The 25,219-nt window shown below is 46.3% G+C and carries 22 protein-coding genes; 7 read left to right on the top strand and 15 right to left on the bottom strand.

All coding sequences use genetic code 11. The features are described from left to right. Positions 1-14 precede the first annotated feature (14 nt). Positions 15-659 (top strand): vWA domain-containing protein, encoded by a 645-nt coding sequence (locus BUC22_RS01140; protein WP_073381911.1) that lies wholly within the window; start codon positions 15-17, stop codon positions 657-659. Positions 660-750: 91 nt separating this feature from the next. Here BUC22_RS01140 and BUC22_RS01145 read toward each other — a convergent pair whose 3' ends face one another. The 6 genes from BUC22_RS01145 to BUC22_RS21365 form a co-directional block, all read right to left on the bottom strand. After that, positions 751-1,389 carry a 5-methyltetrahydrofolate--homocysteine methyltransferase gene (locus tag BUC22_RS01145; RefSeq protein WP_013381943.1) on the bottom strand — a complete coding sequence of 213 codons (639 nt, stop codon included), beginning with the start codon at positions 1,387-1,389 and terminating at the stop codon, positions 751-753. A 28-nt stretch (positions 1,390-1,417) separates the two neighbouring features. Continuing rightward, the gene (locus tag BUC22_RS01150) at positions 1,418-2,302 is read right to left on the bottom strand and encodes a DMT family transporter (RefSeq protein WP_013381944.1); all 885 of its coding nucleotides are present in this window, start codon (positions 2,300-2,302) and stop codon (positions 1,418-1,420) included. A 136-nt stretch (positions 2,303-2,438) separates the two neighbouring features. After that, positions 2,439-3,065 (bottom strand): cobalamin B12-binding domain-containing protein, encoded by a 627-nt coding sequence (locus BUC22_RS01155; RefSeq protein ID WP_073381914.1) that lies wholly within the window; start codon positions 3,063-3,065, stop codon positions 2,439-2,441. Positions 3,066-3,103: 38 nt separating this feature from the next. Then, a complete protein-coding gene (panB, locus tag BUC22_RS01160; RefSeq protein ID WP_013381946.1) occupies positions 3,104-3,955 on the bottom strand; it encodes a 3-methyl-2-oxobutanoate hydroxymethyltransferase in 852 nt (283 codons plus the stop codon). A gap of 170 nt (positions 3,956-4,125) precedes the next feature. After that, positions 4,126-5,340 carry an NAD/NADP octopine/nopaline dehydrogenase family protein gene (locus BUC22_RS01165; RefSeq protein WP_013381947.1) on the bottom strand — a complete coding sequence of 405 codons (1,215 nt, stop codon included), beginning with the start codon at positions 5,338-5,340 and terminating at the stop codon, positions 4,126-4,128. Positions 5,341-5,593: 253 nt separating this feature from the next. After that, positions 5,594-5,836 carry a hypothetical protein gene (locus BUC22_RS21365; protein WP_143163919.1) on the bottom strand — a complete coding sequence of 81 codons (243 nt, stop codon included), beginning with the start codon at positions 5,834-5,836 and terminating at the stop codon, positions 5,594-5,596. A 138-nt stretch (positions 5,837-5,974) separates the two neighbouring features. Here BUC22_RS21365 and BUC22_RS01170 point away from each other — a divergent pair, with 138 nt between their 5' ends. Continuing rightward, on the top strand, positions 5,975-6,370 hold the full coding sequence (locus BUC22_RS01170; RefSeq protein ID WP_013381949.1) for a 4Fe-4S binding protein: 396 nt from the start codon (positions 5,975-5,977) through the stop codon (positions 6,368-6,370). Positions 6,371-6,546: 176 nt separating this feature from the next. Here the strand turns inward: BUC22_RS01170 and BUC22_RS01175 are convergent, their stop codons facing one another. Both BUC22_RS01175 and BUC22_RS01180 read right to left on the bottom strand, forming a co-directional pair. Further along, on the bottom strand, positions 6,547-7,950 hold the full coding sequence (locus BUC22_RS01175; RefSeq protein WP_013381950.1) for a trimethylamine methyltransferase family protein: 1,404 nt from the start codon (positions 7,948-7,950) through the stop codon (positions 6,547-6,549). A 33-nt stretch (positions 7,951-7,983) separates the two neighbouring features. Continuing rightward, a complete protein-coding gene (locus tag BUC22_RS01180; RefSeq protein WP_013381951.1) occupies positions 7,984-9,621 on the bottom strand; it encodes a BCCT family transporter in 1,638 nt (545 codons plus the stop codon). A 327-nt stretch (positions 9,622-9,948) separates the two neighbouring features. Between BUC22_RS01180 and BUC22_RS01185 the strand changes: the two genes are divergently transcribed. Next, the gene (locus tag BUC22_RS01185) at positions 9,949-11,394 is read left to right on the top strand and encodes a sigma-54 interaction domain-containing protein (protein WP_073381917.1); all 1,446 of its coding nucleotides are present in this window, start codon (positions 9,949-9,951) and stop codon (positions 11,392-11,394) included. Positions 11,395-11,502: 108 nt separating this feature from the next. Here BUC22_RS01185 and BUC22_RS01190 read toward each other — a convergent pair whose 3' ends face one another. Continuing rightward, positions 11,503-13,152, bottom strand: a complete 1,650-nt coding sequence (locus tag BUC22_RS01190) for a BCCT family transporter (RefSeq protein ID WP_013381954.1) — start codon at positions 13,150-13,152, stop codon at positions 11,503-11,505. 609 nt (positions 13,153-13,761) lie between these two features. Here BUC22_RS01190 and BUC22_RS01195 point away from each other — a divergent pair. The 4 genes from BUC22_RS01195 to BUC22_RS01210 all read left to right on the top strand — a co-directional run bounded on the left by BUC22_RS01195 (position 13,762) and on the right by BUC22_RS01210 (position 19,115). Continuing rightward, the gene (locus BUC22_RS01195) at positions 13,762-14,541 is read left to right on the top strand and encodes an aspartate/glutamate racemase family protein (protein WP_013381955.1); all 780 of its coding nucleotides are present in this window, start codon (positions 13,762-13,764) and stop codon (positions 14,539-14,541) included. A 134-nt stretch (positions 14,542-14,675) separates the two neighbouring features. Beyond that, positions 14,676-16,106: a trimethylamine methyltransferase family protein gene (locus BUC22_RS01200; protein WP_041689928.1), complete on the top strand. Its 1,431-nt coding sequence runs from the start codon at positions 14,676-14,678 to the stop codon at positions 16,104-16,106. A gap of 27 nt (positions 16,107-16,133) precedes the next feature. Further along, positions 16,134-17,549, top strand: coding sequence for a trimethylamine methyltransferase family protein (locus BUC22_RS01205; protein ID WP_013381957.1), 1,416 nt, complete (start codon positions 16,134-16,136; stop codon positions 17,547-17,549). Between the two features lie 120 nt (positions 17,550-17,669). After that, positions 17,670-19,115: a sigma-54 interaction domain-containing protein gene (locus tag BUC22_RS01210; RefSeq protein WP_013381958.1), complete on the top strand. Its 1,446-nt coding sequence runs from the start codon at positions 17,670-17,672 to the stop codon at positions 19,113-19,115. Between the two features lie 58 nt (positions 19,116-19,173). Here BUC22_RS01210 and BUC22_RS01215 read toward each other — a convergent pair whose 3' ends face one another. The 6 genes from BUC22_RS01215 to BUC22_RS01240 form a co-directional block, all read right to left on the bottom strand. After that, on the bottom strand, positions 19,174-20,238 hold the full coding sequence (locus BUC22_RS01215; protein WP_227162865.1) for an alpha/beta fold hydrolase: 1,065 nt from the start codon (positions 20,236-20,238) through the stop codon (positions 19,174-19,176). Between the two features lie 19 nt (positions 20,239-20,257). Further along, the gene (locus tag BUC22_RS01220) at positions 20,258-20,980 is read right to left on the bottom strand and encodes an alpha/beta fold hydrolase (RefSeq protein ID WP_073381919.1); all 723 of its coding nucleotides are present in this window, start codon (positions 20,978-20,980) and stop codon (positions 20,258-20,260) included. Continuing rightward, a complete protein-coding gene (locus tag BUC22_RS01225; RefSeq protein ID WP_083591063.1) occupies positions 20,970-22,682 on the bottom strand; it encodes a bifunctional lysylphosphatidylglycerol flippase/synthetase MprF in 1,713 nt (570 codons plus the stop codon). The genes BUC22_RS01220 and BUC22_RS01225 overlap by 11 nt, the downstream gene beginning before the upstream one ends. After that, on the bottom strand, positions 22,679-23,125 hold the full coding sequence (locus BUC22_RS01230; RefSeq protein WP_073381922.1) for a hypothetical protein: 447 nt from the start codon (positions 23,123-23,125) through the stop codon (positions 22,679-22,681). Before BUC22_RS01230 ends, BUC22_RS01225 begins: the two co-directional genes overlap by 4 nt. A 231-nt stretch (positions 23,126-23,356) precedes the next feature. Then, positions 23,357-24,370: a tetratricopeptide repeat protein gene (locus BUC22_RS01235; protein WP_013381963.1), complete on the bottom strand. Its 1,014-nt coding sequence runs from the start codon at positions 24,368-24,370 to the stop codon at positions 23,357-23,359. A 142-nt stretch (positions 24,371-24,512) separates the two neighbouring features. After that, positions 24,513-25,052 carry a Uma2 family endonuclease gene (locus tag BUC22_RS01240; RefSeq protein ID WP_013381964.1) on the bottom strand — a complete coding sequence of 180 codons (540 nt, stop codon included), beginning with the start codon at positions 25,050-25,052 and terminating at the stop codon, positions 24,513-24,515. Positions 25,053-25,219 lie beyond the last annotated feature (167 nt).

A 25,219-nucleotide genomic window follows, 5' to 3' on the forward strand; every position in this document is an offset into this window, starting at 1 on the left:
AAGGAGACCTCATCATGAATCTAAATTTAACAGAGATCATTTTTATACTGGACCGGAGCGGCTCAATGGCAGGGCTGGAGGCCGACACCATTGGCGGTTATAATCAATTTTTAAAAGCGCAGGCCAAAAAAGCCGGCGAGCTTCGCGTCACCACCGTTCTTTTTGATCACGAATACGCGTGTCTGTACCAGAGCGTCTGCCCTAAAAACGCCGTACTCACAGACCGACAGTATTTTGTCCGGGGCTGTACAGCCCTCTATGACGCTGTTGGACAGGCAGTGACCGACACAGGCTTGCGTCTTGCCGAAACGCCCGAGTCCGATCGCCCCAAAAAGGTGATTGTCGTCATTACCACCGACGGCTACGAAAACGCCAGTAAAAAATACACACATCAGCAAGTTCAGAATATGATCCGGCATCAGCAGGAAAAATACAGCTGGGAATTTTTATTTTTCGGCGCAAACATTGATGTGGCAAGTGTTGCAGAGACCATCGGCATACAGCCTTTTCGGGCTTTTGGTTATAAAGCGGACAGCGCGGGAATCCACAAGATGATGGCCAGCGCCTGCGATATGGTTTCATCTCTCCGCGCTGCTCCCTCCTGTCAAAATGACACTAAAAGCGATCAGTCGTTTTCCGAAAAAAATAGGCCAAATTGAAAAAAGCCCAGCTTTCGGGCTTTTCATTCGTTTTAGCGCTATATGTTGAAACAGCATATATCTTTTTTGCTCTGCTGACCATGGCTCAACCTTATACAGACCGGAATTCACATCCATAATTTGAGCACAGGCCGCAGTCATGATCCTTTTCCGCGATCTGCATATTTTTATCGGCGCCGTATACATAGCCCATGGTTTTCAAGGGATTGTACATAAAGCCTTCTGTCACAGAAACGTTTAACAGGTCACTGCCGTCTGCTTCCTCCAGAATAACCTTCTGATTCTGAATGGGAATAATGTAGTCGTCCGGCTGGTAACGAACCGTCAGCGCATAGCCCTGCTTCTCGAAAACATCCTCTCGGATAACCGGATAAAAATCATCCGACAGATTGAAGAGCAGCTGGTCGGCAATGGAGTCAATCATCAATCCCTTCAGATAATTCTTTTCGGCAAAGTAAGCGGTGCATCGGTCACTGATTCCAGCGCCCAGAGTGACCATCACGTATACAAAATGGCTGACCTCGCAAAGCCCCTTGTGCATTGGCACACGGCCATCGGCTTTTTTCAGGACATAAATTCCTCTGGCGTCCACTAGTTTTGGAATCTCCTCTGCCAGCTCGTTGTAGGCTGCCAAAAACTCATTGTAATTCGGCTGCGTTTCATAAATATGCATCCGTTTGAACACAATATCCCGCTCCATCCGAATCGGAATATGATAAACCTTTTCCATTTTCACACCTCCTGCTCTCTATTATAACTCATTTTTCAGCCGCGACCAATGCCTCCTCTGTGTTTTCTCTGGTAATGAAAATCACAGACAGGGTCATCAATATGGAGCCCACCCAGGTATTAACACCATAGGGCTCACTAAAAACCAGAATGCCCATCACCAGAGAAACCACGGCCTCAAAGGAAATGATCAGCGAGGTTTTTGTCGGGCCGATGGCTTTGATGGCAAAAGCCACGACTCCCAGTACAAAAACCGTGATAAATCCAAGAATCAGACCATAGAAAAGCTCAAGCGGTCCGATGGTTAAAAAATCCGGCGTGCCTGTAAGGCATCCCTGGCCAAAAAACAGCACACAGCTGATCCCTGCCAGATAAAAAACAATGGCCATATTGTCCATATTCTTCATGCTGCTTTTTCGTATCCCCACAAGGTAAACGCCATAGGCCAGCCCTGCCCCCACTGCCAGAACGCTGCCGATATTCACGATGGAAAAATCAAAATTCATTAGCCATAAAATGCCAAAGACCGCCAGAAGCAGCGAGGCTGTTTTTATTTTGGTGGGCTTTTCCTTAAAAAGCAGGGTCATTATCAGCATGACGAACATGGGATAGGTGAAGTACAGCATTGTGGCCAGACCCACCGGCAAAAAATTAAAGGAGGAGGCCAGCAGAAAGGTCGCGCCGCCGTATCCTGCTACGGTAAAGAAAAAAAGCGCGCACAGCTGTTTTCTGGTGATGTGAAAGCTTTTTTTACGAATCATCATCCAGCCGCCAGCCATAATGAACACCCACATATACCTGAAAAAAAGAACCTGAGCTGAGGTTAACCCAGCATTCATCATCAGCTTTGTAAAGATCGGAATCATCCCGGCGCTGAAAGCGGCACAAATGGCCGCTACTACCCCTTTTGACATTGATATGCCCTTTCACTCTTCTCAAAGTGCCTTCCCTGTTTATTTTTAAAAAATAGCTCTTCAGACTGTGACCAACAATCCAAAGAGCTATCGGTATTTATATTTTTAGAAGGGTTTATAACGAATCAAATCTATCTTAAGCGATAACCATCTGTTTAGCGGTTTCCACAGCCTGAGAGGCTTCGGCAGCATAGGTTGCACCGATTTTTTCGCTGAAAACAGGGGTTAACGGAGCGCCGCCCACCAGGTAGCAGGCGTCTACGCCGGCATCCTTGCAGCCGTTGATAACCTCTTCCATCACGGTCATGGTGGTTGTCAGCATGGCTGACATTGCCACGATATCCGCATTGTTTTCTTTTGCAGCATTGATAAAGTCGTCTGGTTTAGCATCGACACCAAGATCAACGATTTTGAAGCCAGCGCTTTCTAACATCATCACAACCAGGTTTTTACCAATGTCATGGAGGTCGCCCTTAACGGTTCCGATAACAATGGTTCCAAGTGTCGGAAGATCGGTATCCGCGATCAATGGTTTAACAATGGCCATACCAGCGTTCATGGCGCGGGCTGCCATTAATACTTCAGGGACAAACATTTCGCCGTTTTTAAATTTTTCGCCGACAACGTTCATGCCGCTTAATAATCCTTCGTTGATAATCGCAACTGGATCTGCTTTGTCAGCAACCATGGCGTTGACTGCTTCTACAACGCCGCTCTCGTTACCGGCTACAACCAGTTCCCCAAGATTTGCTAAAGTACTCATAATTTTCTCCTGTTTTTCTTAATCAATTTCCCAATGATTTAGATTTCTTTTAATAACTTTTCGAGTTCGGCTGCTTCTTCATCAGCGATAACATAGGCGTGTTTAGAGTCATCCGGGAAAGCGCCGCTTCTGACTTCTTCGCAGTAAGCTGTAAAGCCTTTTAACAGTTCGCCGCCAACATCGGCATATTTCTTAACGAATTTCGGTGTGAAGTCATCATAGTAGCCTACCATATCTGCGTAAATCAACAGCTGGCCATCTGTGTAGGATCCAGCGCCGATCCCCAGTACAGGAATGCTTAATTTTTCAGTAATGGCTTTTCCAACAACTGCCGGAACACCTTCAACCAAGATAAAGGCCGCGCCGGCTTCTTCAATCTTCATGGCCTGCTTAACCAGTTCGATGGCAGCGTCTGCGCTCTTGCCCTGGGCTTTATAGCCGCCCATCTGAGCTGCAAATTGAGGTGTCAGGCCAATGTGGCCCATGACTAAAATACCAACATCCGCGATGGCTTTGATTCTTTCACATACAGAGTCTGTGCCGCCTTCTAATTTGATGGCGTCCACCAGAGATTCCTTGGTGAAGCGGCCAGCATTGAAAACAGCTTCTTCATCCGAAATCTGGTAAGACATGTAAGGCATGTCCCCAACAATAAAGGTATTCGGTGCACCGCGTCTTACCGCAGAGCAGTGTGCGATCATATCATCCATGGTTACAGGGTAGGTGGTTTCATGTCCCAGGGTAACCATCCCCAGAGAGTCCCCTACCAAAATCATGTCGACGCCTGCACGTTCTTCATATTTAGCGGTCAGATAATCATAGCCTGTCAAATAAACGATTTTTTCGCCTTCAGCGGCCATTCTTCTAAAATCGATAATACTTTTTTTCACGATAGTCTCCTTTTATTTTTTGAGTCTCACATATTTCCCAAAGCTCTCAAAATTTTCCGGTATATAACATTTCTTTTTATTTATTTTTAAATACAAGAGGGGGCCGGACAGCCGGAGCTGTCCGGTATTTTAAGTAAGGTTTATTTATGATGTAAAGTTAATGAGGAAATTTATTTTTCGCCTGTTCTTAAGTAGGTATTTAATTCTTCAACCGACATGCCGTCAATCCCCAGGTATTCTAAGGTATAGCCGTTTTCGGTCAAGTCTCTGCCGTGGATCGCGTTAGCCAGGTTAATCATAGAGTCCACAACGGGTGTTTCTACGCCTAAAACATCACCCAACTGCTGGTATACATAGCAGCCAACTGGGATATCTTCAGTGATATAGCGGTTGTTCATGTCGAAGGGGCCGGTGCCGTACTGGATTGGATCCTGTTTGTCGAATGGAATTAAGTAATCCAGTCCCATGTATTCCTGGCCAAGAACATTTTCACGTGAGAAGAAGTGTTCTTTTTCATATGGCTGGATGCCGACGCCCAGTTTTTCAGCTAAAGTGCATTCTTCTTCATAAAAGGTGTACTGTACCTGAGAAATGGATGGGCAGTATGCGTGGGAGTAGATCGAGAATTTATATTTGTCTTCACCGAAGATGGTTCCGAAGTTTTCCATTGTGGATACACCGAGGATTGCGCCTGGGCAGTGAAGAACTGGGTTAACGTTAGAGAAACCAGTATCTAACACCGTATCACCTGCTACCGCGCCGTCGCCGTTGGTTACAGCGTCCATAGACGGTAAGTATTTGGAGCTTTCGATGAAAGCTTCTGTATCGGTTGCCGGCATTGCAGCACCACGCAGGGTGATCGCACGGTAGTATACTCTGATTTTGTGAGTGATAACACCACCAGGCATATCAACACGGCTTCCGTATGTAGAAGAAGACCAGCCGCCGATGATAACTTTTGCTGTACAGCCAGCTTCACGCATCATTTTGCGTAAGATTAAAGAACCATAGTTATCTGGGAAGATGTGGATAACCTGTCCGTCTTCCAGACATGGGATTAATTTTTCAAAGAAAGGTTTGTGGCCGAAGGTCGGTGTTGCAACAACGATGATACCTGCACCTTTAACAGCTTCAGCTACGTCTGTTGTTACCTTGTCCATTTTAGCAAAGCCTTCACGTTCGAAACCGTAGAGGTTACACTGTTCGCCGTAGAATTTGATCCCAACTTTGTCAACATTCATTAATGTTTTCTGTGCGAAGGGTTCCATGTCACAAATTCTCACTTTTGCGCCACCTAAAGCACAGTCCCCTGCGATTGCCTTACCAACACCGCCTGCGCCCAATACCGCAATTGGCTTGTCTTTTAAATAACTCATATCTGCCATTGTTTTCATTCTCCTTTTTTGTTCCTTTGGATTTTCTTTTACTTTTTAATTTGTGTGATGCCATTATATAACGCAATATGCGTGCCAAATTTAATTCCCATGAAATAATAATTACTTTTTTTGGTAAAAAGCCTATTCAAGCCATTTTCTGGAGTTTATTATCATCCAGAAGGATTTTTACCAAAAATTAAAACTGCAAATTTTTTTGCTCTTTTTGGGGGAATCAGGCCCGTTTTTAAAAAAAACCTTTTTTTTATGGCGATTTTAAGCCCTTTTCAAAAATGTGTAATCGGTTTTTGCACATGCATATTTTTTTGCACCACTTATCATCTTTTGGAAATTGACCAAAAAAAGCCGGCATTTTTTCGATATGAGGTGCCAAAATCGGTGCTGTTTTTATTGAAAATCCCAAAGCGCTTGTATGCTTCCATTCCGTTTTATTCGATAGAGTAAAATTTAGCCCTCTTTTGGGGACAAGTCTGCCCGATTCATCCAAAAAATACTCCAAAATATGGAATGATTTGTTATTGACAATTGAAATCATTCTCGTTAGAATTAAGGTAGAATAAATATTGGGGAACGGATTCTTTGTAGGCTTCAATCTCAAAGATCCGAGAGAAGGAGTATTATCATTATGAAAAAACTTAAAGTAACCGATCAGTCCCTCTGTATGAATTGTCTGGCCTGTGAATGGGCTTGTTCAACTGCTTTCTATAAAGACAGAGCCTATGGTCATGATTTATCCTGTATTAAAGTTGACGTAAAAGACAACGGCGACTTAAAAACCAAAGTCTGTGTACAGTGCGGCAAATGCGCTAAAAACTGCGAAGCCGGCGCAATCTCTCAGAATCCTAAGGGTGTCTACATGATCAACAAAAAGCTTTGTACAAACTGTGGTAAATGTGTTGAAGTTTGTCCTTTCGGCCTTATCGTTAAAGCTGAAGACAAGGACAGCCCGTCCAAATGTATTGCCTGCGGCATCTGCGCCAAAGCGTGCCCGATGGATATCCTTGAAATTGTCGAAAGCTAGAAGCTTCATTTAAAAAATTCAAATTCGATCCATTAAAAGCGCTGCCTTCTTTTAGGGAAGGCGGCGTTTTTAATATTGGCTCATACCAAAAAAGAAGACCGTGGGTGCGCGGTCTTCTTTACACTAGTCAATTGAGGGAGTCAATCATTTCTAGCATCGTTTAGGCAAACAAGTTTTTAGTCTGCATTCCACTCCTGCGGAATGTATTTTTCTAATATTTTTTCCTGGAAATCGGCTAATTCAGGGAGTTTATAATTACCGATTCGTTCTTCTACCATATCGGCGGCCAGAGCCTCAACGCTTTTTGCGCCGTCTTTCAGCCAGTTTTGTGTCGTTTCACGGTTCGCCAGCTTAGGAAGCATAAACTCTTCCCGGTAAATCTTTGGTGTCCTTTTGTTAATATAGCTTCCGCCCGGGCCGGCCTTGGCAATTTCTTCAATCATCATATGCCTGTCATCCACCACAAAGCCCTTAAACTGACGCTTGATACTTAAGGCTGCCTCTTCGTCCAGCACCAGCTTTTCAAAGCTGATGGTATTATAGGTATCCAGGATGCCGCAGGCATGAATGATAAAGTCAATGCCTGCACCATAGGTTGCAAAGAGGTTTAGTGCAGTTTCCTTGCCGGCCTGGTAATCGACAGCTTTGGCGTCTGTGAGGCCGCCGCCGGCCCGCACCGGCAGATGATAGTAATTGGCAATTTCTTTGGCATAGTAAACAAACAAAGGGGTTTCGGCGCCGCCGATTGCCATGGAGATCACCTTCAAATCACCGCTCACAGCAGGGAGGCCGTAAACAACCGGTGTTCCAGGATTTACCAGCTGCGCCAGCGTGATACCGGCCAGTATACCGGCATTGTTGGACACCAGTGTTCCGGCGATGCTCGGCGGCAGGGTAACACCCGGAAAGCCGCCCTCAGCTACGACAACAGGCTGTCCGGCTCTGGCATAGGTAATCAGCGCTTCACACATGGCGGTACTGATGCCCAGAGGTGACATGACATTGATGAGTCCAGCGACAACTGGTGTCTGGTCGTGTACATCGTAGAAATCCTGGGCCATCTGAATACTCATTTCAGCCGCCTCCTTACCATCAACCATGCCCATGACCGGCTTGGTGTGGTATTTTAGGGCTGTTGCCATCTGGTAATTTCGGCGAATATCTCTTGGGATCGCCACCGGCTCCATAACATTGGGGTTCCCGGCATCCAGCACGTTACTGCTTTCGTGCAGCTTTGTGACATCCACATAATCCTGCGGAACAATATCTTTAATCTCTCCATCTTTCAGACGGTAAATCGGGCCATAACATGGAACCGATATGCTGCCGCCATCACCAATGACGACACTTTTTTCACGGCCCTTCCATTCAAACTTTGAAGGAGCGGTCGACAGGGCTTTCGTGACCATATCCGCTTCAATAAACACAGTATTGCCGTCTACTCTGGCACCATGTGCTTTAAAAATATCAAGAGCTTCTTTTTCATGAAAGTTCACGCCAACATTTTTTAAAACATCCAATGTGGCTTCATGAATTTGGTCAAGCTCTTCCTTTTCTGCAAAATTAAATCTTAATCTCATTTTCTCATTTCACCTAGCTAATTAATTAAATTTTTATGCTTTGTCTTTTTTGGCAGCACGCTGAATTTTTTTCAACTCATTTGCTTTTTGTTTTTCTTCTAAAATATGTTGTCTGCTGTTTAAACGGCCAAGGTCAATGGTTCCTTCCAGTTCTTCCTGCTTAAGTGATTTAAACATCGAGATAATCATCAGAACCATTACCACCATAATGACAATAGAGGCCACAACCGAAGACAACTGCAAGCTCTGGATCTGGCCTTTACCAACCAAAATCATTGTAATGGCTAATGCCGCGATAGCGATGGCCCAAACAGCTCTCAATGGTTTTGAAGGCATTTTTGGATTTTGATCTTCCTTTGTTGATACCTGGGCGCAAACATATGAAAAAGAGTCGACGGTTGTTGCCAGGAACAGGAAGATTAAAATCAGGAACAGCACTGCCAGAATCTGACCGAGGGGCAGATGCGACAGCATGGTAAAGACAACGGACTGTGTTCCCATGTCATTCATGGAAGCAACCAATCCTAAATTCTGGAACATTTCCTGGAAAATAGCAGTTCCGCCAAAAGTTGCGAACCACAGCCAGGTAGCGATTGGGGCTGCGCCCAGATGAACCAGCACAATTTCCTTCAGGGTACGGCCACGTGAGATGTCCGCTACAAAGAGCCCGGTTGACGGCGCGGAAGCGATCCACCACGCCCAGTAGAAAATCGTCCATCCCTGGGCAAAGCCTGTCTTATCAATGCTGTCTGTCCATAAAGCCATTGGGAAGAAGTTTCCAAGCATGTCGCCCAGCGAGCTGCTCATAGTGTTTAAAATAAAGGCGGTCGGTCCGACAATAAAGACAACCACACAGACCAGGATACACAGCGGAATATTCAGATTGCTGAGAATCTTGATCCCCTTGTCAATTCCGCTGACAGCGCTTGTAGTAAACAGGGCGGCCCACGCAATGGCAATGATGATATAGGTTAGATTGTTTTCCGGTATACCGAAAAGCGAGAACAGGCCCGACGCCAGCTGAAGAATCCCAAGCCCTGTAGCTGTGGTGACACCACCGACAACACCAAACACCAGAAAACCATCAAGAATACGAAAGCCTTTAGTTTTTACCTTATCGCCAAAGATAGGCTCAAGCACTCGGCTGAAAAACGGCGGCATTCCCTTTCTGAAAATAAAGTAACCCATGGTCACCCCAACAACCATATAGATGGCCCATGGAATCCACCCCCAGTGGAAGAACGCCTGTGCCAGCGCCCTTACAGCAGATTCTGCCGTATAAGGCTCCATGCCCATCGGCGGCGTCTGTAAAAAGCTCAGCGGCTCTGCCGCTCCCCAGAATACCAGGCCAACACCGTAACCACAGGCAATGATCATGGCAAACCATGAGAAAAAGGAATGCTGGGGCTTTTCATCATCTTTCCCAAGTTTTACATTCCGATAAGGGCCAAAGGCCAGCCAAAGGCAGAAGCCGAGAAACAGAAGCCCAAGCATCAGGTAAACCCAGCCGAATCCATCGGTCAGAAAATTGAAAATAACAGTAATTGAATTCCCCATTCCGGTTGGATCAATCAATGCCCAGGCCATCAGAGCTGCCAGAATAGAAAGCGCCGGAAGGGCTACCCACCAGTCAATCTGCTTCAACCAACTCACTTTTTTCTTTTCGTTCATTTTTTCTCTCCTCTTACAAAATTTTCATCTGCGCTACTGCTTCATGTCCCCCCTTCAGCAGTATGCTTCAGCAAAATGAATCGCAATTTTATATAATGCAAGATCAATGCCAAAGTAAAAATGGCTTAAAACCGCCATTTTCAAGACTTTCCATAAATACACCGCATATTTTTTATGCACTCCTTTTGTTCTTAATATCTTAAAGGTCCCTTAATCTGTAAAGAATCCACAACTGCAAAATATTTTTGCTGGCAATATTATTTTGCAGTTTATTCATATTTGGTATAAATATTGCGTTAGTTATAGCAGTGAGATTGGAGTGATTTTATGAAAAAAAACAAAAAATTTTATCTGGATCTTGATACCATTAAGATTTTTGAAAAGGTAGAGGATATTTCGATCAATATTCTTGACAGTGGCGGACGCTTTGTGGGCTTTTCTAAAGGCAGTGAGATTCTGGACGCAATGAAGCGGGAAGACGTTATCGGCAAGCACGTATTGGAGGTTTATAAATTTTACGATGGCGAAGTATCGCCTGCATTAAGAGTACTGAAAAATGGCGAACCTTTAAAAGATTTTAATATCCGCTACATGAACGCCAACGGAAAGCACATTGACGCTGTCAGCTGCGTCTATCCGATTTTTGACAAAACAGGAAAAGAAATTGTTGGCTCCATGTGTATTTACAGAGACAAATCAGATTTTATCTATCTGTCTAAAAAACTGGAGCAATTAGAGGAAAAGCTTCGTAAACAGGAAAAAAAGAGTAACGGGACCCGCTATCAGATCTCAGATATTTCTGGTGTATCGGAAAGCATCCGTGACTGCACACAGCAGGCTGAGCTGGCCGCCAGCCTCTCTGCCCCAGTGCTGATTTATGGCGAAACAGGAACCGGGAAAGAGGTCTTTGCCCAGAGCATTCACAATGCCAGCAGCAGAAGCAGCGCGCCCTTTGTGGCCATCAACTGCTCTGCCATCCCGGAAGCTTTGCTTGAAAGTACACTCTTTGGCACAGTAAAAGGCGCCTACACAGGCGCCAGCGACACCAAAGGTCTTTTTGAAGCGGCGGAGAACGGAACTGTTTTTCTGGATGAGATTAATTCCATGGATCTGATGCTCCAGTCCAAAATTCTGCGTATCCTGGAAACCGGTACCTACAGGCGGGTGGGCAGCACAAAGGAGCTCACCACCAACGCCCAGATTATCAGCGCCATGAATGAGCACCCGCAAGCCGCCATTGAAAGGGGACGCGTCCGTTCCGACCTGTACTACCGGTTGGCCACCCTGACCATTGCCCTGCCGCCGCTCAGAGAACGTCGGGAGGATATCATCCCGCTGGCCCTTTCCTTTTTAAATTCTGAGTCAGCCGCCATGGGTAAAAAACTCTATGACTTTTCAAAAGACAGCCGGACTTTTCTTTTTAACTATGACTGGCCAGGCAATGTCCGCGAGCTCAAGCACGTCATCGTCCGTGCTATTTTACTTTCACCTTACAACAGTAATGTCATCACCTCAGATCTGCTGCCAATGGATCTGAAAAAAAGCACTGCTGGCCGCACTCTTTTGGATAATGAAGCCTGGAGTCCAGCCAGCTCTCATTCCCTTAAAAGCCTGACAGAGGCGTTTGAGCGAAAGGTGATCCTCCAGGCGCTAAGCACTCACAATTATAACATTACCAAAAGCGCCGAGTCCCTGGGTATGGTAAGACAGAGCCTCCAGTACAAAATGCGGACTCTTGGCATAAAAAACAGCCGCTATCATTTTGAAGATTAAAAAGAACACAAAAATAAAACAGCCTTTCGGCTGTTTTATTTTTGCTTTGGAAGTTTTCGATGTATGTAATTTCCGGCGTGGTCATGTCACCGGTTATTACCTGAAGGATTATTCTGAAGCAGGCTTTTTACCAAACCACTTCTTTTTATTTTTTGCAGCTTCTGCATCTGCCGCGGCTTCAGCCTCGGCAGCTTTAATCTGGCGATCAAGATCGGCCGCATAGGTAACTTCATCCTGTTTATATTTGCCGGAAAGGAAGTACCTCAGGAAACCAATGACCATTAAGGCCTCAACAAACAACATTGGATAACCCGCGATTGTTTTTACAATTTTGATCCCATTGATGCCGCCAGTAACGACGAACAGAATAGATACGGCACCGATTAAAACACCCCAGAAAACCTTGATCGGAAGCGGCGCTTCTTTAATATCAGAGGTTTGATTCCTCAACGACATTTGAGAAATGGTCGATGTCATGGAATCGGCCAATGTAATAAAGGAGAGTGCCACCAGAACAAGCATAATCACTCGAATAATCATTGTGCCTGGCACAAATTCAAAGAGCTGCATCATGAAAGCTTCTGCACCGCTGGCATTATAGAATTCCATTAAGTCATAGATGCCAGTTAACTGAATATTGATGGCGAATCCACCAAAAATACCAAACCAGATAACACCAAAGATAGATGGTAAGATAACATTGACAGTGATGAACTGGCGGATCGTACGGCCATAGGACATTTTTACCAGGAACAAACCTGTGATTGGCCCAAAGGACAGCCAGTCAACCATCCAGTATAAATCCCACCACTGCGGCCACATTGCTGAATCAGCAACAGCGGTTGTCACTGGTTCTGTATAAGATGTTAAAGCAATAATATTATTAATATAATATCCAAATGATTCTACAGTAAGATTGCATATATACTGTATCGGCCCACAGACGAACATAAAGATCATCAATGCGATAAAAATCCATGCATTTTTGTCAGACAGCCACTGGATTCCTTTGTCAAGTCCTGTAGCGCTTGAAATCGTATAAGAAACAATAATAACAACCGCAATCGCAGTCCAAACCATTGGTCCAGGTGTAATGCCAAATACGAAATCAAGGCCTGCTCCGATCTGTAAGAGACCATAGCCTAAAGAACCCGCAACACCGCCGACGATGGCGAATAATACCACACCATCTAAGATATCGTTAGCTCTGTCACTCAGATTGTTCCCATTTTTCCAGTAAACGAGACCAGAACTGGAAGCATAGCTTTTTCCCATATTCCAGTAAGCGTAGCCACAGCAGATTGCTGCTACCGCATAGATGGAATATGGCTGGAATGCCCAGTGCTGGAAGCATTTTGCCATGGACCAGATAATGGCCGCATAGCTTCCCGGTTCAACACCCGCGGATGCAGGCGGTGTAAAGGAAATGGTCAGAGGTTCAACAGCCCCCCAGAATACGATTCCAGTACCGATACCGGCACACAGCGAGATCGCCCACCAGTTCCATGTGCTGTATTTTGGCTTGGCATTCGGTCCCCCAAACTTCGTGCTGCCAATTGGATGCACATATAAGAAAACAAGGAATCCCAAGAACAACAGGATACCAAGGGCTACTAGCCAACCACCGCTGTGCATGAGTTCCAAGAAAAAAGCGGTCATTGTGTCCGCAAAGTTCGGATCCGTAGCACCCAGGATCAAAACAGCGCCCATTAAAACAATAGGAATACCTACAGTTATCAGTCGGACTTTCTTAAACATAATACTTCTCCCTCTTTTTTAGATTTTCGAATACGATAAGCCTTGCCGCAGGCCAGCCTATTACCCATACTATATTGATGGTAACCTTTTAAACTTCCATTGACAATCGAGTGTTTTGCACCCTATACTATGGGAACAGGCTGGTTTTGGGAAAAGCCTATCATTTAGCGAATGACTATGCAATTATATATTGCAAGGTTCGTGCCAATTCGTAAATCCTATTTTTTATCCTATTTAAGCTAAATTAAAGGGTATTTCGTGAAAACGGCTTCTTTCTGTGGTGCAAATTTTTATGCACTCCTTTTTTGCAATGCTTTTCAAACCCTTTATTTAACCAAGTTTCAAACGATATTGTCATCATTTTTTGCATGTAATCTTTTTTTGCGTTTTTGTAACCGTTTCTTTCTTCAAAAACTTTGAATTTTTTTAGGAATTTTTAATTTTTTTTATTTCTTCCTTTTAATAAGCAAGTTCTTTTGCAAAGGCATGCTTAAAAATCTTTTCTAAATTCCCGATGCATATAGACGAATTTGGCACAAAGCTTGCATTAAATAACAGCAACAAGTAAACAGGCAAACATCAACATTTAAATTCAGGGAGGAATAAAAAATGCAAAGAGATTTAGCCATCAATTACATGACCACACGGAAAAATCATACCTGCTATGGTATGGGTATTGGTATTATGGTACTGGACGACGCTTATCCAGGATTCCCGGGAGACGTCCGCAACGCAAGCGCCTGGGGTTTTCCAATCCAGTATGAAATTGCCAAGGGTGTTGACAACTACACACTCGTCTGGGAACAGGATAAGACGCCTTGCCGCGAACCCATTGTACAGGCTGCTAAAAACCTTGAAAGAATGGGCTGCCGCGCTGTCGCAGCTGAATGCGGATACTTCGCGTATTTCCAGCAGGACGTTGCTGCTGCAGTAGATATTCCGGTCTTTATGTCAAGCCTGCTCCAGGTACCTTTCATCCAACAGCTGATCGGACCGAAAAACGCGGTTGGCATCATCTGTGCCCAGAAACGTTTCTTAACCGATACTCACCTCGAAAAGGTTGGCATTGACCTGAACAGCAATTTCCACATCGCAGGGGCTCAGGACGAATATGGCTGCCCGCAGTTCGATACTCTCTGGGATCATGAAAAACGTCCTGAAATTCCAGAAAGCTACTATGATGAATCTGAAAAGGACATGATCCGCATCGCCAAGGAATTCATCGCAAAACACCCTGACATCAAGGCCATTATGTTAGAATGTACTGGTATGCAGCCCTTCGCGAGAGCCATCCAGCGTGAAGTGGACCTGCCGGTATTCTCCTGGGGAACGCTGCTTGACTATGCATGGTCCTGCGTTGCCCACCGCGATTACTACGGACATATTTAATTCAATATATGTCAGCAATTAATGGTTTGTGCGGGAGTTCTCTACGGGCTCCCCACAATCTGATTAATTGCTGTATTTAATGCCTTCTGTTAAACGGATTAAAACCATTAATTGCTATGAAAAGAGGAAAACATATGAAATCTTATGAAAAATATATTTCAAAAGAGGATGTTCAGAAAATACACGAGACTTCTTTAAAAGTACTGGCTGAAGTTGGCGTGATCTTTGAGCATCCGGAAATTATTGAACTGTTTAAAAGTCACGGCGCCCGCGTGGACGGCAACACCGTTTATATGGATGAAAAGCTGGTGATGGACGCCCTGTCCACCGCACCTGCATCCTTTACGGTCGAAAATTCCAAAGGCAATCATACCTTTGGCGGTGGCGCCCGCGTGCTTATGCCGGCTGTGGGCAGCATCTACCGTCTGGAATCCGGCAAAATCCATAAGATGACCAACGACGAAACTGTTGATCTTTTTAAAATTTCCGATACCAGTGATGTCATTGACTGTAACTACTTCAATGTTTTCCTGGAAGATAAACAGCTGTCCATGGAAGAACGGATCTACAGCCCCGTTGCCATGGTTTTAAAATATTCCCATAAAACAGGGCTTCACCTTATGCCAAATACCTTTCCAATCCAGGGCGATATCCGCGAACCTTTCAAAAAAGGACTTGAACTGATCAACCAGTTTGAAGGCCGCGCAGATGTTTACAATAATATCGTACATGTCAATTCTTTGTCCCCCCTTTGTTTTGACCACGATCCACTTGTAAAATTCCTGGTTGGGGCTGAAATGAACCAGCCGCTGTGGTTCTCACCATGTGCCATGCCGGTTCTCACAGGACCGCCGTCCGTTGCTGGTCTTCTGGCAATGTCCAACGCTGAAGTTGTTGCTGGTATGGTCATGGCACAGCTGGCCCGACCAGGCATTCCTGTCGTATATGGACAGACCTCTGCGTCTACCAATTTAAGGGAAATTCAGCTCTCCATCGGCGCGCCGGAAACCGCTCTGATTTCCTATGCGACTGCTGGCCTGGCTGATTTCTACAATGTACCTTTCCGTACTGGCGGCGGCCTGAGTGACGCCAAGGATTTCGACGCCCAGACTGGCTACGAATCCGACATGATGATCCGCTCTACCTTAGATGCTGGCCCTGACCTCGTACTGCATTCCTGCGGTATCCTGGGCAGCTTCAACATCACCAGCTTTGAAAAATTCTTAATGGACGAAGATGTCTACCGCATGAACAGACGCCTGCTGTCCGGCATTGAAGTCACTGAGGACACGCTCTGCTTCGATACCATCAAAAAGGTCGGTCCAAGAGGCAACTATCTCCAGGGCCGTACACCGAAGATGTTCCGCAAAGAATTTTTTGCACCCAAATACTTCAATAAAGAAGACCCGAACCAGTGGCAGCAGAATGGCAACAAGCCGGTTGTCGACACCCTTACACAGGCTGTTAATGAACGTCTTGAATCTTACTGCCCACCGGAAATTACCAAAGAACAGGAAGATATGCTCAACCCGTATATCCCTGAAAAATACAGAGACCACATCTAAACTTTCGTTTTACAGGAGGAGAATAAAATGGAAACCACAAAAAGAAATATTGATTTTGGCGTTTTAAATAAAGAAAAAATTGAGACCATTCATGAAAAGAGCTTAGAGCTTCTCGCAGATTTTGGCATGCGCGTCGCTGGTGACCGCACACTGGAAGCCTTAAAAGCATACGGCTGCGAAGTAGACGGCAACATGGTTAAATTCCCAAAAGCAGTTGTTGAAAAAGCACTGAATACCATTCCGAAAGAATTAACCTTATACAACCGTGACGGAAGCCCGAGCATGGTCATCAACAGCAAAAACAACGTTTATTTCGGCACGCACTCCGATCAGCTTGAATATCTGGACTACAAGACAAACAAGGCCCGCACTTTCATGAAGGCTGATACCAAAACCATGTGTACCCTTGCCAGCGCACTGGAAAACATCAGCTTTGTCTTATCCGTTGGTATGAGCGGCGACGTTGATCCCGCTGTTCAGTCTCAGGTAACCTTCATCGAGACTGTTAAAAACTTTGACAAAACCATCAACTTCTCAACCAATGATATCGAGTCCTTACAGGAAATCATTGACATCGCGGCTGTTGTAGCCGGCGGCCACAAGGAACTGGCTGAAAAACCATTCATTTTTAACTATTGCGAGCCCATCCCACCGATGACCCATCCCGTCGAAAGTACTGAAAAACTCTTTATCAGCGCGTCCAATAAGATTCCGGTTGTTTACATGCCTTACTGCATGATGGGCGGTACAGCCCCAATCACCATCGCCGGCGCCCTGACACAGAACAATGCTGAAATCCTCGCTGGTGTTGTCATCACGCAGGCTGTTAACGAGGGCGCTCCGCTGATTTACGGCTCTATGCCAACTGTCTTTGACATGAAAACAACGGTTGGCTCCTACGGCGCACCGGAATTTCACCTGTCTGTGGCTGCCGCCTCCGAACTGGCAGACTACTACCAGCTGCCATTCTTCGGTACAGCCGGCTGTTCTGACGCCAAAACCGTTGATCCGCAGTCTGTATCTGAAATCCAGATGGAACTCTTCTCTACCATCCTGAGTAAAGCCAATATTGTTCACGATATCGGTGTTCTGGATCACTGCAACAGCGTCGCCCCTGCCATGGTTGTTCTGGCCAATGAAATGATCAATCAGCTCAGCGCTTACTCTAAGGGGGTTGAAGTCAACGACGAAACACTGGCCATGGACGTTATCAAACAGGTCGGCCACGGCGGACATTACCTCAACGAAATGCACACCCTCTCGAACTTCAGAAGCGTATGGTATCCGGAATTCTATGACCGCAAGATGGTTAACCCGGATGAATCTGAAATCATGAGCCAGGTTACTGAAAAGATCGACAACATTCTGGCAACACACGAAGTACCCGCTCTGGAACCAGATGTCTTAAAACAAATCGAAGAAATCGAAAAGAAATACATCTAATCCCCTTATTAATAACATGTTTGAATTTTGGGCAGTCTCATTTTGGGCTGCCCTCTACCCATTTTTTGTAATATGTGCTATTCTTAATATAGAACAGTTAATCGTTGGAGGTACGAGCGTTTGAAAATCAAGAAAGACACGATTGAAGAAGCATTGGAACGAGAGAGTCTTCCCGTAAAGGCCATCGAACGCATTGAGGACGTCTGTATACACGTCGTTGACAATACAGGCAAAATCGTCTGCTATTCCAAGGGCTGCGAAAAGATCGAAAACATGAAGCATGAGGATGTTATCGGTAAAGATTCCCACACGCTCTATAATTATGTTGAAAACGAATCCATGCAGGATTATGTCTTAAAAACCGGAAAAAAAGTTCAGGATGTCCATGTCAAGTATGAATCCCCCTCTGGCAAGCTGGCCGATGTCATCAGCAGCACCTATCCAATCTTTTCAGCCGACGGCCAGAAAAACGTGGAGGCTGCCATCTGCATTTACCGGGATATCTCAGACTATATGCACATGGCAAAAACCATTGACAAGCTGCAAAACGACCTGAAAAACCAGCAGCTTAAGGACAATGGTACGCAGTTTACCTTTAAGGACGTGGTCGGCTCCAGTGTAGCGACACTGGAATGTGTGCGTCAGGGCAAAATTGCTGCCCAGACCAATGCCCCCATCCTTCTCGCTGGCCCCACCGGTACCGGGAAGGAAGTCTTTGCCCAGAGTATCCACAATGACAGCAGCCGCGCCCACAATCCATTTGTGGCCATCAACTGCTCTGCCATTCCTGAAAACCTTCTGGAAAGTACCCTTTTCGGCACTGTCAAGGGCTCCTTTACCGGCGCGGTGGACGCTAAGGGTCTTCTGGAAACCGCCCGGGGCGGCACGCTGTTTCTGGATGAAATCAACTCCATGAACATGACCCTTCAGTCCAAGCTGCTTCGCGTGCTCGAAACCAAACGCTACAGAAAGGTTGGCGGCAACAAAGAGCTGGACATGGATGTCCGGGTTCTCAGCGCCTTAAACCAGGACCCGTTGGAGGCCGTGGATGAGGGGCGCCTCCGCTCTGACCTCTACTACCGGCTTGCTGTCTTTTCCATTACGCTTCCCAGCCTCAGTGAACGTCGCTCAGACATTATGGAGCTGGTGCAGTCCTTCCTCTCCTCCGAAGCAGTGGCCATGGGCAAAAGCCTTTACCAGGTCTCTGACGAGGCCGCAGATATACTTCTCGGCCATGACTGGCCCGGAAACATCCGCGAGCTCAAGCACACAGTCACTCATGCCATCTACATGGCCCAGTATCAGGACACAGTGCTGACAACAGATTTGCTGCCGTCATACATTAAAAAAAACCATACAGAAAAGAAACTCCATGACAAGTTTCTGGCTGACCGAGAAAATGACTCTGACCTGAAGTCAACCCTCAACCGCATCGAAAAGCAGATTCTAAATGAAGTGCTGATAAACAACGACTTTAATATCAGCAAGAGCGCCAAGGAACTGGGCATTTCAAGGCAGAACCTTCAGTATAAGCTAAAAGTCTACCAGATCAAACAAAACGGCTGAAAATAGCCTTTAACCTAAAATAAGAGGTATACGCTGCTTTAACGTATACCTCTTATTATTATTTTGCAAAATCAATCACAGCCCGGTTTACGGCCTCAAAACCTGCATTAGTAGGCAGGTGGGCACTTTCCGGTATCTGGATAAATGTTACATTATCCTTTTGAGCTGCCAGCTGGCTGAAAAAATCGGCCGATCCATAGATATCGCCTTCAGACTGCAGGATCAGAATCTTTACCTTCAGGTTTTCCAGGGCTTCCTTTTCATCGACCTCATAGATCTGCTGCCGAAGCGTTGTGAAGCGGGAGCCCCCGAAGATGGACGCATAATAAGCGTGGTAGATGTCTGCCAGGCTGTAATCCGGGCTGTAAAATACGCGTGCAAAGTAGCCCATGAGCCGTGTGTTGGAAAACAGATCCCTCCAGTAAAATATTCTGCTGGTCTTGAGTGTCACCATCTCCTCAAGCTTTGAAAAACCCTCAAGGTCATTCCGTTCATAGCTCTCCTCAAGTACCTTTTTATCCCATTCGGACATATCTTCTGTCTTTAACGCCTGATAAGCCATCTCCTGCGCATCTCTCAGACTGGTAATGGGCCCCAGATTGATGATTCCTGCCAGGTCGTCTCCCATGGTCTCGGCGGCAGATGTGGCCAGAATAGTTCCGTTGGAGTAGCCGAATAGAAAAATCTTCCGGCCGGGGAACCGGGCTTTCATGTCTCTGACCAGATCACAGGTCATGGCAACCTGGCGCTCAAGGGTCACCGACTCTGTATTGTCCGCAAAATTTTTACCGCAACCCCAGCAGTCCCAGTACACAACCAGAAAATGCTCGGTAAGCTCAGGCGTGTCGCCCCGGTAACCGTTCCCGTATATAATCGGAGACTGAGGACCACCGTGCAGCATGATGAGTACAGGCAGATCCTCGCTTTTTCCTTCGATGAGCACACTCTGCTCCTCACCGTCCAGTTTCAGCGTCTCAAGCTGGCTGACCGCATTGTTCTTAACCGCCCGCTCATAAACCACCCGCATGGCCACCGCACGGCTTATTAAAAGCACTGCGATCAGCAGGACAAGCGCCAGCGCCATGCGCCTGGCGATCTTTAAAATTTCATGCTTTTTTTTCATCTTCTGCAAAACACCCTTCTCACAGGTCATATTCCTTTAAAAAGCCGCGTATCTGACGGATATAGCTGTCTGTTTCCTTAAACAGAGACCGGTGGTGCGCGCCCTTAAAAAGTACTAAGCTGGCGCCGGGAATCCATTCTGCCATCTGTCGGGTATGACCTGTGCGGATAAGATCCCTGGTTCCCGCCAGCAAAAGCACCGGGCTGTCGATCCGGCTCAGCTCCTCCCCAGACAGCCGGGGCGACCAGCACATGAGCCCGTACCGCTGCGGACGGTTTCCCACCGGGAGGCCCAGCTTTTCAAGGAAGTTCCAGAATCGGTACTGAAGCTTGATGAACAGATAAGGCAAAGCGCGCATTCCCTTTGGATCGGTATTTCCACTGACTGCAATGACCGCCTGTACCCGTTCCGGCGCCTGGACGGCCAGCTCCAGAGCAATGTTAGCGCCGTCGCTGAAGCCGAGGATAATGGCCTCAGCGACGCCCAAATGATCCATCACAGCCAGTACATCCTCCGCCATCAAACCTGTAGTCAGTTTTAAAGAGCCTGTGTCGGATCGGCCGTGGCCACGGCTGTCGACCAGAACAATCTGGTACCGGGGCAGAAAATAGTCAATAAGCCCGCTGAAATCCTCTTTATCGCCGCCGTTACCATGGAGCATGACAAGCGGTGCGCCATCCCCCACGGTCTCATAATGGATGCTGGCTCCCCGATTCCATACCTGTCCTCTGTTATCCTTCATTGGGCTTATCTTTTTTCATTTTTCCCTGAACAAAAGACCTCGCATAGTCGATAACTCCCTGGGGATTCTGGATTTTTATGATGGCATAAGCCATTTTAGGGGTCATAATTCTAGGCATGAAAGCAAAATAACCCGGCACCCAGAAAGGATTATATTTGACCTTTGCGCGGTAAAGCTCCTTAAACCCATAAACCTCGTTGAGGTTTTCATAGACAAATTCCAACAGCCTGGTCGTAGTGCTCTCTGGCTTTCCCTCCTCGGACAAGTTGGCCAGGGGCGCCATGCCCATGGTCGCCCAATGGACCCCCTCCTCCTTAAACTTCTGAAAAGCCTCAACCATAATGATCTCATTGACACCCCGGGGGGCGTCCTCAGTCCTTCTCGTGACATCTGCGTAGTAGCCGTCCATGCCCGCAAAGGGGACAAAAACAATGAAGCCAACCAGCTTGCCCTCCGCATTTTTGGCGTAAAAGTAGCGCTTGTCCATAGGGTTATCCAGACCCACACCGCCCAGGGTAAAGGACAGCTCACCGCTGTTTTTTCCCTTAAGCCAGTCATCCGAAACAGCGTTGATAGCCCCTTCAATGGCGTCATCCCTTTTTTCAAGGGGCCTGTACTCATGTACGGTCACACCCGCCTTGGTGGCTTTGTTCACATTGGCGCGTACCTTGGCGATCTTCCCACCCTGCATGGTAAATTCAGTCAGGTCAAACCGGGCCTCCTCACCGCATTTGATGGTGCCCAGGCCCAGTCTTTTATACTCCTCGATATAGTAATCCGTAATGCCCATAAAAACGAGGCTGAAGGCGCTGTTTTTACAGAAGTCTCTGAACTCCTCAAGTAGCACCGGGAAGTCGGTATCGGCACAGATGGGGTCGCCTCCCACCACTACCACATCGTCCACAACGCCGTAGGCCACGACGCCGTCCACATTTTTTCCAAAATATAGAGTCTTGTCATCCTCCAGCGTCAGATAGGAAAGCGGGTTCTGTCCATATTTCTGGACCAGCCAGCGGGCGTGCTCAAGTTCACTGCTGGTGGTTCTTCTTTTTTCCAGAAAGGGCTTGACCGCAAAGCCGAGCGCGGCAATGATACAGATCCAGCTGAACCAGAAAACAAAGGTATTAAATTCCGGATGCGTGGCCACACCGGCATCCTTTACGTTGCCAGCCACAAAAATTACCTGGAAAGTCTGGAGCAGGCACTGTCCAAAGCTCAGGCCGCCTGACGGGTCAAAGATATTGGTATCGTCAAAATAGATGGAGGACGCGCTTAAAAAGATAGCGTACAGCCCCATAAGAACAAAAATAATGCCGACCCCCAATGCCCTCTTGTCCGACGCCCGGTTAAAATCCCTGGTAAAAATCAGCAGCACCAGAAGCACCAGTGCTTCAAGGATAATGATGACCAGCCCCACCGTATGATGTGCCCGAAAAAGATGGCCTGCCATGTTAATACCCAGCAGAACAATGGTCATGATCCATGCTACTCTTTTCCTTTTGTACAGGTTGTAGGTGGTTACCAAAAGCACCACAGCCAGGACTCTCTGAACCAGTTTACGGCTGTTGATCACATTGCTGACAACCTGCTCAAGGGCAGGGTTTGGGATAAAGCTGAATACCAGCAGCACCAGTGACAGGGCAAAGGTAATGCCAACGGCGATATTGATGATCCGGTTACGGTTATTAAATGTCATGCTCATACCTGCATTTCTCCTTCCTGTATCGTCCCTCTCGCATTTAAAACCACACTGATCGTATAAAGCACCGGAAGAGCCGCCACCGCAAAGTCAGAGGCATCCAGGATATCCACCACAAATAAAAAGGAATAATACATGACTAACACCACAAGGATTCCAAAGCCAATCCTCTCACAGCGCCTGAGCTTCTCTTTTCCAAGGGCAGCACTGCGAAACCCCATAATACCAGCAACAATGCTGGCGACAGCCAGAACAAGGCTGAAAACCCCCATGGTTGCCAGCAGCTCTGAAATCTGGCGCGCGCCAAGCTCCACATCATTCACGGCCATCCGCATGATGGTAAACCCGCCGAGCTCAAGAAAAGCGGCCAGAACCATCACGGCACCAAACAGGATCACCAGCACTGAGCTGACTTTCTGAAAGGTGATTTTTCTCTTTTTTGTCATTTTCCAACTCCCGTTAAATAAAATTTCTGTTGCGCTTATATTATACCGTGCAAAACTCCACAAAAGATCCACACCCGCCATTGACAACAGATTAATACGCATTTTAAAATTAAGTCTATCTTATATTTATACCCATTTTTCTATAAAAAAGAGGTATACGCTGAAACGACGCACACCTCTTTCTATTGTGATTTTTATCCTATTATATTCTATTTTTTCTATATTTTGTAATTACTGACTACCAGCCTTCTCCATAAGGGATTCGGCCTTTTCAAAATCGACCTTCAGGCCCGCATGCCCCTGAAGATAGAGATCCCCTAACAGCTCCAGAGCATCCGGAACACCAAAATGCGCCGCTGCCTTCACCCAGTCCACCACCGTTTTCACATTATTGGTGGCAAAGCGGTCCTCGGGCGCTTGGCAGATTTCGTACTGGCAGTAGACACTGCCCAGCTCGATGCCCTTATTTAACCATTTTTTGGCGCGGAACATTCCTGTTTTACCACTGACATAACGGCCATAATAGCGGTAAAGCGCATAGGCGGCCTCGGTAAACCCGGCGTTCATGGCTTCATGGTAAAGCTCGCAGGACTCGGCGTTGAGGTTGACGCCGGTTTCTGAGCAGGTCATATACTCATGGGCCATACCCGCATAGAAGAACGCCGCGCCATTTCCGGATTCCGTCGCCTTTTTGAACCAGTACAGGCCCTCTTCTGCGCCGACCTTGGTCCCCCATCCCAGAAAATACATTTTCCCAAGCAGCACCTGAGCAGAGATATCGCCGCTTCCAGCCAGATCCGATACATTTTTAAACACCTTTGCGCCATGGCTGAAAAGCAGCTTTTCAAAGCCCTCACGGTCTTTGGGATCCGGCAGGGTATTATAGTGAATGGCTTCTGCATTTAGTTCATTCTGAAAGCTTGCTCTGAGCACATCGACATAGCGGTCCTTAAAGATAACGCAGAGTGTCTTGTAGTCATTTTCCAACGTTTCCAGAATTTTTTTATTGTCCCACTGGCATCCGATCATCTCATCCAGGTTATGACCGATGACCTGACCGTCAAGATAGTAGGCAGAATTGACTAACTGCCAGAAATAGCTGTAGCTTTTGCTTTCCGGATCATAGACCACACGGGCGTAATCCAGTAATCTCTTATATAATCCTATGACTGCTTCACTATAGATTTCGACCCATTCATCCATCGTATAAGTGATCAGTGCATCCTTTTTTTCTTCAGCCGCCATTTGCAAACTCCTTAAATTTTCCATACTATACGCATTATTTTATATTATATCAATTTTTCTGAAAAACGGATACTGTTTTCAGGAAACTTAATAAAAATTAATGAATTCATTTAAAGTAAAAAAAGAGCCTTTTAGAAGCTCTTTATTCTTCTTCGGAACGGTCCTTGAAAATTTCCGAATAAGAAATAAAATAATCCTTATAAACGGTCACCTTAATTCGCTGAGGACTGTCATAGATGGCCGGAATCCAAGGGTTTTTCACAAAATTATAGGAAAGGATCACCTGTTTAACCGGGTCAATCACCCAGTATTCCTTTACGCCGGCAGCCATATAAATGTTCATTTTTTCAAGATAAGCCACTTCCATGTTTTCCTCGGACGCAATTTCCACCACCCACGCTGGAAAGCTCTCATCCTTAATTTGCATGGCAATCTCTGGTCTTAAAATGGTGTTCGGCAACACTTCCGCATCGATAACGAGCGGGTCGTGGGGCATGGCCAGCTTATCCAACGGCCTGTGGGTCAGCACATATCTGCTGGAAGCGGCGTGCAGATAGCGTACGATATCCTTATGCGCTTCATCAAGCTCTGGTTTTTCATAGGCCACGCCGTTAATAATCTCAGAGTTTTCACCCTTCAGGGCATCCTCATTACCTTTTTCCAATCTTAATAGTCTTGTCATATTGATTCGCTCCTTAGTATTGATACCTTGCTGAATTATTATCATTTCGGTTTATTCATTATAGCACTTTCTACCAAACTATTATACCAAATTATGGCGGGTTTTAACATTAAATGCTGCCAATATCGGATTGTATTTAACAATCAGGGGGCAGGCAAATGTTATCG

The organism is Eubacterium callanderi (assembly GCF_900142645.1).
In the GTDB taxonomy this organism is placed as follows: Bacteria; Bacillota; Clostridia; order Eubacteriales; family Eubacteriaceae; genus Eubacterium; species Eubacterium callanderi.

What these genes read in the sequence shown, in the direction of transcription:
- BUC22_RS01225 (WP_083591063.1), bottom strand. Translation starts at nt 22,682, where the DNA reads ATGAGCATGACATTTAATAACCGTAACCGGATCATCAATATCGCCGTT.
- BUC22_RS01195 (WP_013381955.1), top strand. Translation starts at nt 13,762, where the DNA reads ATGCAAAGAGATTTAGCCATCAATTACATGACCACACGGAAAAATCAT.
- BUC22_RS01200 (WP_041689928.1), top strand. Translation starts at nt 14,676, where the DNA reads ATGAAATCTTATGAAAAATATATTTCAAAAGAGGATGTTCAGAAAATA.
- BUC22_RS01190 (WP_013381954.1), bottom strand. Translation starts at nt 13,152, where the DNA reads ATGTTTAAGAAAGTCCGACTGATAACTGTAGGTATTCCTATTGTTTTA.
- BUC22_RS01150 (WP_013381944.1), bottom strand. Translation starts at nt 2,302, where the DNA reads ATGTCAAAAGGGGTAGTAGCGGCCATTTGTGCCGCTTTCAGCGCCGGG.
- BUC22_RS01140 (WP_073381911.1), top strand. Translation starts at nt 15, where the DNA reads ATGAATCTAAATTTAACAGAGATCATTTTTATACTGGACCGGAGCGGC.
- BUC22_RS01220 (WP_073381919.1), bottom strand. Translation starts at nt 20,980, where the DNA reads ATGAAGGATAACAGAGGACAGGTATGGAATCGGGGAGCCAGCATCCAT.
- BUC22_RS01235 (WP_013381963.1), bottom strand. Translation starts at nt 24,370, where the DNA reads ATGGCGGCTGAAGAAAAAAAGGATGCACTGATCACTTATACGATGGAT.
- BUC22_RS01215 (WP_227162865.1), bottom strand. Translation starts at nt 20,238, where the DNA reads ATGAAAAAAAAGCATGAAATTTTAAAGATCGCCAGGCGCATGGCGCTG.
- BUC22_RS01230 (WP_073381922.1), bottom strand. Translation starts at nt 23,125, where the DNA reads ATGACAAAAAAGAGAAAAATCACCTTTCAGAAAGTCAGCTCAGTGCTG.
- BUC22_RS01180 (WP_013381951.1), bottom strand. Translation starts at nt 9,621, where the DNA reads ATGAACGAAAAGAAAAAAGTGAGTTGGTTGAAGCAGATTGACTGGTGG.
- BUC22_RS01185 (WP_073381917.1), top strand. Translation starts at nt 9,949, where the DNA reads ATGAAAAAAAACAAAAAATTTTATCTGGATCTTGATACCATTAAGATT.
- BUC22_RS01175 (WP_013381950.1), bottom strand. Translation starts at nt 7,950, where the DNA reads ATGAGATTAAGATTTAATTTTGCAGAAAAGGAAGAGCTTGACCAAATT.
- BUC22_RS01205 (WP_013381957.1), top strand. Translation starts at nt 16,134, where the DNA reads ATGGAAACCACAAAAAGAAATATTGATTTTGGCGTTTTAAATAAAGAA.
- BUC22_RS01165 (WP_013381947.1), bottom strand. Translation starts at nt 5,340, where the DNA reads ATGGCAGATATGAGTTATTTAAAAGACAAGCCAATTGCGGTATTGGGC.
- BUC22_RS01170 (WP_013381949.1), top strand. Translation starts at nt 5,975, where the DNA reads ATGAAAAAACTTAAAGTAACCGATCAGTCCCTCTGTATGAATTGTCTG.
- BUC22_RS01155 (WP_073381914.1), bottom strand. Translation starts at nt 3,065, where the DNA reads ATGAGTACTTTAGCAAATCTTGGGGAACTGGTTGTAGCCGGTAACGAG.
- BUC22_RS01240 (WP_013381964.1), bottom strand. Translation starts at nt 25,052, where the DNA reads ATGACAAGACTATTAAGATTGGAAAAAGGTAATGAGGATGCCCTGAAG.
- BUC22_RS01145 (WP_013381943.1), bottom strand. Translation starts at nt 1,389, where the DNA reads ATGGAAAAGGTTTATCATATTCCGATTCGGATGGAGCGGGATATTGTG.